The organism is Actinomadura sp. KC216, assembly GCF_004348535.1.
Taxonomy (GTDB): Bacteria; Actinomycetota; Actinomycetes; order Streptosporangiales; family Streptosporangiaceae; genus Spirillospora.
Genome location: NZ_SMJX01000022.1, coordinates 39,302 through 47,678 on the forward strand (window position 1 = coordinate 39,302; position 8,377 = coordinate 47,678).

Consider the following 8,377-nt stretch of genomic DNA (forward strand, 5'->3'; position numbering starts at 1 on the left):
TCCTCGTCGCGTGCGGGGGGCGCGGGCGGCGGGCCCTCCCCAGGGCCGCCGCCCGGCCCGCCCGGCTCTGTCACCCGGGTCCCGGGTCTCCGTCCGCAACCGGCACGCCCGGCAGCTCGTCCTCCGCGCGCGCGCCGGTGCGCCCGTGGGCGCCGCTGAGCATCTCGGCGTGCTCCTGGAGGGAGCGGACGCCGACCTGCCCCCCGGCGACGGCCTCGATGCCCTGCACCGCCGCGGCCAGGCCCTGGACGGTCGTCACGCACGGTACGCCCCGCAGCACGGCCGCGGTACGGATCTCGTAGCCGTCGAGCCGGGGCCCGGACTGGCCGGGGCTGCCGAAGGGAGTGTTGACGATGAGATCGACCTCGCCGTCCAGGACGCGCCGCACGATCGTGGGCTCGCCGGACGGTCCCGGACCCGCGCTGTGCTTGCGCACGATCTTGGCACGCACGCCGTTGCGGCGCAGGATCTCCGCGGTCCCTTCCGTGGCAAGAATCTCAAAGCCCAGGTCAGCGAGCCGCTTGACGGGGAACACCATGTGCCGTTTGTCGCGGTTGGCGACGGACACGAAGACGCGCCCCTTGGTCGGGAGCGAGCCGCCGTAGGCGGCCTGCTGCGACTTGGCGAACGCGGTGCCGAACACCTCGTCGATGCCCATGACCTCGCCGGTGGAGCGCATCTCGGGGCCGAGGACGATGTCGACGCCCTGGCCGCTCTCGTTGCGGAACCGGTCGAACGGCAGGACGGCCTCCTTCACCGCGATGGGCGCGTCCAGCGGCAGGCTCCCGCCGTCGCCCGTCTCGGGCAGCATCCCCTCGGCGCGCAACTGCGCGATGGTGGCACCCATCATGACGCGCGCGGCGGCCTTGGCGAGCGGCACGGCCGTGGCCTTGGAGACGAACGGCACGGTGCGCGACGCCCGCGGGTTGGCCTCCAGGACGTACAGGACGCCCGCCGACAGCGCGTACTGGACGTTCATCAGCCCCCGCACCCCGACGCCGCGTGCGAGCGCCTCCGTCGCCTCCCGGATGCGGCGGATGTCGTCGTGCCCCAGCGTGATGGGCGGCAGGGCGCACGCCGAGTCGCCGGAGTGGATCCCGGCCTCCTCGATGTGCTCCATGACACCGCCGAGGTACAGGTCCTCGCCGTCGAACAGGGCGTCCACGTCGATCTCGATGGCCTCGTCCAGGAACCGGTCGACGAGGACGGGGTGCTCCGGGCTGGCCTCGGTGGCGCGGGCCATGTACGACTCCAGCGTGACGTCGTCGTACACGATCTCCATGCCGCGCCCGCCAAGCACGTAGGAGGGCCGCACGAGAACCGGGTATCCGATCTCGGCGGCTATCTCGCGGGCCTCCTGGTAGGACGTGGCCGTCCCGTGCTTGGGCGCGAGCAGACCGGCCCTGTGCAGGACGCGTCCGAACGCGCCGCGCTCCTCCGCGAGGTGGATGCTCTCCGGCGACGTGCCCACGATCGGGACACCGGCGTCCTTGAGCTTCTGCGCGAGCCCCAGGGGCGTCTGGCCGCCGAGCTGGACGATGACGCCCGCGACCTCACCGGACTGCTGTTCCGCATGGACGACCTCTAGGACGTCCTCCAGCGTCAGCGGCTCGAAGTAGAGCCGGTCGGAGGTGTCGTAGTCGGTGGAGACCGTCTCGGGGTTGCAGTTGACCATCACGGTCTCGTAGCCCGCCTGGGCCAGCGTGAACGAGGCGTGGACGCACGAGTAGTCGAACTCGACGCCCTGGCCGATGCGGTTGGGGCCGCTGCCGAGGATGAGCACCTTGGGCTTGGTGCCCGGCGGTACTTCCGTCTCCACGTCGTAGGACGAGTACAGATACGGGGTCTGCGCCTCGAACTCGGCGGCGCACGTGTCGACCGTCAGGTAGACGGGGCGGACGCCGAGCGCCCGCCGCACCTCCCTGACGACCTCCTCCGACAGGCCGCGCAGCTCGCCGATCTGCGCGTCGGAGAACCCGTGCCGCTTGGCGCGCAGCAGCTTCTCCTCGGTGAGCGCGTCGTCGGCGGTGCGGATCTCCTCGGCGACCTCGTTGATGGCGGCGATCTGGTCCAGGAACCAGGGGTCGATGCCGGTCGCCTTGTAGACCTCCTCGATGGTGGCCCCGGCCCAGAGCGCGCGCTGGACGGCCTTGAGCCGTCCGTCGTGCGGGCGCTTGGCCGCCTCCACCAGCTCGGCCGCGTCCGGCTCGCCCGTCCAGCTGAACGACGAGCCCTTCTGTTCGAGCGACCGCAGGGCCTTCTGCAACGCCTCGGTGAAGCAGCGTCCGATGGCCATGGCCTCGCCCACGGACTTCATGTGCGTGGTGAGCGTGCCGTCCGCGCCGGGGAACTTCTCGAACGCGAACCGCGGCACCTTCACCACGACGTAGTCGAGCGTGGGCTCGAACGACGCGGGCGTCTCGCGGGTGATGTCGTTCGGGATCTCGTCCAGCGTGTAGCCGATCGCCAGCTTCGCCGCGATCTTCGCGATCGGGAAGCCGGTGGCCTTGGACGCCAGCGCCGACGACCGCGACACCCGCGGGTTCATCTCGATGACGATCATCCGGCCGGTGCCGGGGTGCACGGCGAACTGGATGTTGCAGCCGCCGGTGTCGACGCCCACCTCGCGGATCACGGCGATCGCGACGTCGCGCATGTTCTGGTACTCGCGGTCGGTCAGCGTCAGCGCCGGGGCGACGGTGATCGAGTCGCCGGTGTGCACGCCCATCGGGTCGAGGTTCTCGATCGAGCACACGATCACCACGTTGTCGTGGCGGTCGCGCATGACCTCCAGCTCGTACTCCTTCCAGCCGAGGATCGACTCCTCCAGGAGCACCTCGGTGGTCGGGGACGCGTCGAGCCCGGCGCCGGCGATGCGGCGCAGGTCGTCCTCGTCGTGCGCGAACCCGGAGCCGGCGCCGCCCATGGTGAACGACGGCCGCACGACGACCGGGTAGCCGAGGGTGGCGGCGGCGGCGAGGCAGTCGTCCATCGAGTGGCAGATGACCGACCGGGCGGACTCGGCGTTCAGGCCGTGCTCGCGCGCGACCTTGGCGACGACCTCCTTGAACTTCTCCCGGTTCTCCCCGGCCTGGATCGCGTCCACGTCGGCGCCGATGAGCTCGACCCCGTACTCGGCCAGGACCCCGGCCTCGTAGAGCGCGATGGAGGTGTTCAGGGCCGTCTGGCCGCCGAGCGTGGGCAGCAGCGCGTCCGGCCGCTCCTTCGCGATGATCTTCTCGACGACCTCGGGGGTGATCGGCTCGACATAGGTGGCGTCGGCGAACTCGGGATCGGTCATGATCGTCGCCGGGTTGCTGTTGACGAGCGTCACCCGCAGCCCCTCGGCCTTGAGGACGCGGCACGCCTGCGTGCCAGAGTAGTCGAACTCGCACGCCTGCCCGATGACGATCGGCCCCGAGCCGATGACCAGGACGGACTTCAGGTCTTCACGGCGCGGCATCAGAGCACACCCTCCTTCTTCGACCCGTCCATCAGCGCGCAGAAGCGGTCGAAGAGGCCGGACGCGTCGTGCGGGCCCGCCGCGGCTTCCGGGTGGTACTGGACGCTGAACGCCGGGCGCTCCAGCAGCCTCAGCCCCTCCACGCACCCGTCGTTCAGGTTGACGTGGGTCACCTCGCCGGGACCGTAGGGGGTGTCGAACGGGCCGTCGGTGGGGGCGTCCACGGCGAAGCCGTGGTTGTGGGCCGACACGTCGACCTTTCCTGTGGTCCGGTCTTGGACGGGCTGGTTGATGCCCCTGTGGCCGAACCTCAGCTTGTAGGTCCCGAGGCCGAGCGCCCGGCCGAATATCTGGTTGCCGAAGCAGATGCCGAAGAACGGTGTGCCCGCGTCGAGGACGCCCTTGAGCGCGTCCACGGCGTAGTCGGCCGCGGCGGGGTCGCCTGGGCCGTTGGAGAAGAACACGCCGTCCGGGTTGAGGGCGAGGATGTCCTCGGTCGTGCTGGTGGCGGGCAGGACGTGCACCTCGCAGCCCCGCTCGGACATCCGGTACGGCGTCATCGACTTGATGCCCAGGTCGACCGCGGCGACGGTGTAGCGCTTCTCACCCTTCGCCTGGACGACGTACGGCTCCTTGGTAGAAACGTCGCGTGCGAGGTCGGCGCCCTCCATCGAAGGGCTCTGCCGCACACGCTCCAGCAGTACGTTCTCGCCGGGCGCCACCGCGTCCGGTCCGCTGAAGATGGCGGCGCGCATGGCGCCCCTGTCGCGCAGGTGCCGCGTCAGCGCGCGCGTGCCTGGAATGGCGATCCCCACCACTCCCTGGTCGCGCAGCGCCGAACCCAGCGAACCGGTGGCCCGCCAGTTGGACGCCACACGCGCGGGCTCACGCACCACGTAGCCGGCCACCTGGATGCGACGCGACTCCGGGTCTTCGCCGTTCACGCCGGTGTTGCCGATGTGAGGGGACGTCATCGCCACGATCTGGCGCGCGTAGGAGGGGTCGGTGAGGGTCTCCTGGTACCCGGTCATCCCGGTGTTGAAGACCATCTCCCCGAACGTCTCCCCCTCGGCCCCGTACGCGACCCCATGGAAGACCCTGCCGTCTTCCAGAACGAGCAGAGCAGGGCTCACTGGAGCTTCCCTTCCAGGACGGTCGGCTTACCGCGCAGGAACGTCGCGACGACCCGTCCGGGCAGCTCCAGCCCGGCGAACGGGGTGTTGCGGCTCTTGGACGTCATGGCCGACGGGTCCACGGCGCGGCGCGGCGACGGGTCGTACAGCGTGATGTTGGCGGGCGAGCCCGCCTCCAGCGGGCGGCCCTGCCCGCTCAGCCTGCCGATGCGCGCGGGACGGAAGGACATGCGGTCGGCGACCCCGGCCCAGTCGAGCAGCCCGGTCTCGACCATGGCCTCCTGGACGACGGGCAGCGCGGTCTCCAGGCCGATCATGCCCATCGCCGCGACGGCCCACTCGGTCTCCTTGTCCTCGACCGGGTGCGGGGCGTGGTCGGTGGCGACGCAGTCGATCGTCCCGTCGGCGAGGGCGCCGCGGAGCGCGGCGACGTCCTCGGCGGTGCGCAGCGGCGGGTTGACCTTGAAGATCGGGTCGTAGGTCCCGGCCTTGGCGTCGTTCAGCAGCAGGTGGTGCGGCGTGACCTCGGCGGTCACCGGGCAGCCCCTGCTCTTCGCCCACCGGATGATCTCCACGGACCCGGCCGTGGAGACGTGGCAGACGTGCAGCCGCGACCCGACGTGCTGGGCGAGCAGCACGTCCCGCGCGATGATCGCCTCCTCGGCGACGGCGGGCCAGCCGCGCAGGCCGAGCGCGGCCGACATCTCGCCCTCGTTCATCTGCGAACCCTCGGTGAGCCGCGGCTCCTGCGCGTGCTGGGCGACGACGCCGTCGAACGCCTTCACGTACTCCAGCGCCCTGCGCATGATGACCGCGTCCGACACGCAGTGCCCGTCGTCGGAGAAGACCCGGACCCGCGCGGCGGAATCGGCCATCGCGCCCAGCTCCGCGAGTTGCTCACCGGCGATGCTGCGCGTGACCGCGCCCACCGGCTGGACGTCGCAGTACCCGGCCTCGCGGCCCAGGCGCCACACCTGTTCAACCACTCCGGCGGTGTCCGCCACTGGGTCGGTGTTGGCCATCGCGTGGACGGCGGTGTATCCGCCCACGGCGGCGGCCTTGGTCCCGGACTCGACGGTCTCGGCGTCCTCACGGCCCGGCTCGCGCAGATGGGTGTGCAGGTCGACGAGACCGGGCAGCGCGATGAGCCCGTCCGCGTCGATGGTCTGCGCTTCGGCTGCGTCCAAGCCGGGGCCCACCTCGGCTATGGCGCCGTCCCGGATCAGGATGTCGGTGGCGTCCCCACCGAGAATCCGCACGCCCTTGATGAGGAGACTCACTGCGGCACCTCCTGGCCGATGGCCGGCTCGGAGCCCCCGAGCAGCAGGTAGAGGACGGCCATCCGGGCGCTGACGCCGTTGGCGACCTGTTCGACGATGGTGGAGCGGACCGAGTCGGCGACCTCCGCGGCGATCTCGACGCCGCGGTTCATCGGGCCCGGGTGCATGACGATGGCGTGGTCGGGCAGCGCCGCCATGCGCTCGGCGTCGAGCCCGTACCGGCGGCTGTACTCGCGGACGGTCGGGAAGTAGGCGGCGTTCATCCGCTCCTGCTGGACGCGGAGCATCATGATGACGTCGCTCTTGGGCAGCACGCCGTCCAGGTCGTAGGACACCGAGCACGGCCACGTGCCGATGGCGACCGGCAGCAGCGTCGGCGGCGCGACCACGGTCACGTCGGCGCCGAGCGTGTCGAGCAGCAGGACGTTGGATCGTGCCACCCGGCTGTGCAGGACGTCCCCGACGATCGTCACCCTGCGGCCCTCCAGGTCACCGAGCCGCTTACGCATGGTGAACGCGTCGAGGAGCGCCTGGGTCGGGTGCTCGTGCGTGCCGTCGCCCGCGTTGACGACGCTGCCCTGCACCCAGCCCGCCAGCCGGTGCGGCGCGCCCGACGCGCCGTGCCGGATGACGACGCCGTCCGCGCCCATCGCCTCCAGCGTGAGGGCGGTGTCCTTCAGGCTCTCGCCCTTCGACACGCTCGACCCCTTGGCGGAGAAGTTGATCACGTCGGCCGACAGCCGCTTCGCGGCGGCCTCGAACGAGATGCGGGTGCGGGTGGAGTCCTCGAAGAAGAGGTTGACGACCGTCCGGCCGCGCAGCGTCGGCAGCTTCTTGACGGCCCGGCCCGCGATCTGCGCGAGCTCCTCGGCCGTGTCGAGGACGAGCAGCGCGTCGTCGCGGCTCAGGTCGGCCGCCGAGATCAGATGGCGGTTCATTCGGCGCCCCCCGTCGGAACGGGCCCGGTCGGATCGAGCAAGGTCGGGCCGAGCAGCACGGCGTCGCGCCCGTCGTTCTCGTCCAGCAGGACCTTCACGGTCTCCCGCATCGAGGTGGGCAGGTTCTTGCCCACGTAGTCCGGGCGGATCGGCAGCTGCCGGTGCCCGCGGTCGACGAGCACGGCGAGCTGGACGGCGCGCGGCCGCCCGAGGTCGTTGAGCGCGTCGAGCGCGGCGCGGACCGTCCGGCCGGAGAACAGCACGTCGTCGACCAGGACGACGACCTTGTCGTCGATGCCCTCCGGGGGGAGCTCGGTGCGCCCGAGGGCGCGGGCGGGCCGCAGCCGCAGGTCGTCGCGGTACATGGTCACGTCGAGCGAGCCCCAGGGCACCGGGCGGCCCTCGACCTCGCGCAGCGCCCCGGCGAGCCGCTGGGCCAGGCCCACGCCGCGGGTCTGGATGCCGAGCAGGAGGACGTCGTGGCCGCCCTTGGTCCGCTCGAGGATCTCGTGTGCGATACGGGTCAGCGCGCGCCTGATGTCGGGACCCTCCAGAACGGCCTTGGGCCGGGGGTCACCGTCCGCCACGCGCTCCTCCACCGGCCGTTCCGGCCTGGAGGCAGCATTCATCACGGAAACTCCTTTCCCGCCTCACGGGACGGGCCTTAAAGGACGTCTTGCGTCCCCCACCGTAGCAGCCGCGCCGCACCGCCCCGGCGCCTGGGCCGGTCCGCGTATTCGCAGGTGAGAGGCATCACATTCGCGGCGGCGCCGGCGCGTGGAACGGCCTCGGGAGGCGCCGTTCGCGCCGTGCGGGCCGGGCTTGCGGACGATCCTCGCCAGCACCATCGAGTCCTGCGGATTCGACCGCTTTTTTCCAATCGGCTTGACCTAGGGGCTTCTCCGTTTTACCGTCACTGTCCGTAACCATCCCCGGGGGCGGACTCCTGAGGCCCAATGGCTTCGCGAATCGGTCCCCCTCCGGCGCGAGCCGGAGTCCGACGACGATGAAAGTGAGCCTGGGGGGCCATCATGCCGTCTGAATACGCAAAGGCTCTGGGCGCGCGCCTGCGCGCCATCCGCACCCAGCAGGGCCTGTCCCTGCACGGCGTGGAAGAGAAGTCCCGTGGCCGCTGGAAGGCCGTCGTCGTGGGTTCGTACGAGCGGGGCGACCGCGCCGTCACCGTTCAGAAGCTGGCCGAGCTCGCCGATTTCTACGGCGTGCCGGTTTCCGAGTTGCTGCCCGGCGGAGCCGCGCCGAGCCCGCTCGGGCCTACACCCAAGCTCGTGATCGATCTAGAGCGGTTGCAGCAGCTTCCGAAAGACAAGGCCGGTCCTCTCGCCCGCTACGCCGCGACGATTCAAAGCCAGCGTGGCGACTACAACGGAAAGGTCCTGTCCATCCGCCAGGAAGACCTGCGTTCACTCGCGGTCATCTATGACAAGTCCCCGACGGAGCTCACCGAAGAGCTCATCGGCTGGGGCGTCCTCGACCCGGAGGCGCGCCGCGCCGTCGAGTCGTTCTGATACATCCGCACCACCGCGACGGGGCCCGGCGCCATGC

Annotated in this window: 6 protein-coding genes; 1 reads left to right on the forward strand and 5 read right to left on the reverse strand. The window is 71.0% G+C overall.

Going from position 1 to position 8,377, the window contains the following annotated elements; genetic code table 11:
- Positions 1 to 70: 70 nt before the first annotated feature.
- Genes carB through pyrR form a run of 5 tightly spaced genes read right to left on the reverse strand, consistent with a single transcriptional unit; the run spans position 71 to position 7,443 of the window.
- Positions 71 to 3,463: a carbamoyl-phosphate synthase large subunit gene (carB, locus tag E1264_RS06425; protein ID WP_243710785.1), complete on the reverse strand. Its 3,393-nt coding sequence runs from the start codon at positions 3,461 to 3,463 to the stop codon at positions 71 to 73.
- Positions 3,463 to 4,596: a glutamine-hydrolyzing carbamoyl-phosphate synthase small subunit gene (gene carA, locus E1264_RS06430; protein ID WP_132170558.1), complete on the reverse strand. Its 1,134-nt coding sequence runs from the start codon at positions 4,594 to 4,596 to the stop codon at positions 3,463 to 3,465. Before carA ends, carB begins: the two co-directional genes overlap by 1 nt.
- Positions 4,593 to 5,876, reverse strand: a complete 1,284-nt coding sequence (locus E1264_RS06435; protein WP_132170560.1) for a dihydroorotase — start codon at positions 5,874 to 5,876, stop codon at positions 4,593 to 4,595. The genes carA and E1264_RS06435 overlap by 4 nt, the downstream gene beginning before the upstream one ends.
- Positions 5,873 to 6,814: an aspartate carbamoyltransferase catalytic subunit gene (locus E1264_RS06440; protein ID WP_132170562.1), complete on the reverse strand. Its 942-nt coding sequence runs from the start codon at positions 6,812 to 6,814 to the stop codon at positions 5,873 to 5,875. The genes E1264_RS06435 and E1264_RS06440 overlap by 4 nt, the downstream gene beginning before the upstream one ends.
- Complete coding sequence (pyrR, locus tag E1264_RS06445) at positions 6,811 to 7,443, reverse strand: bifunctional pyr operon transcriptional regulator/uracil phosphoribosyltransferase PyrR (RefSeq protein ID WP_132170570.1); 633 nt, start codon at positions 7,441 to 7,443, stop codon at positions 6,811 to 6,813. Before pyrR ends, E1264_RS06440 begins: the two co-directional genes overlap by 4 nt.
- 402 nt (positions 7,444 to 7,845) lie before the next feature.
- On the opposite strand from pyrR, the gene E1264_RS06450 reads away from it, so the two are divergent.
- Entirely contained in the window at positions 7,846 to 8,340 is a 495-nt protein-coding gene (locus E1264_RS06450) for a transcriptional regulator (RefSeq protein ID WP_021597992.1), read from the forward strand.
- Positions 8,341 to 8,377: the final 37 nt, after the last annotated feature.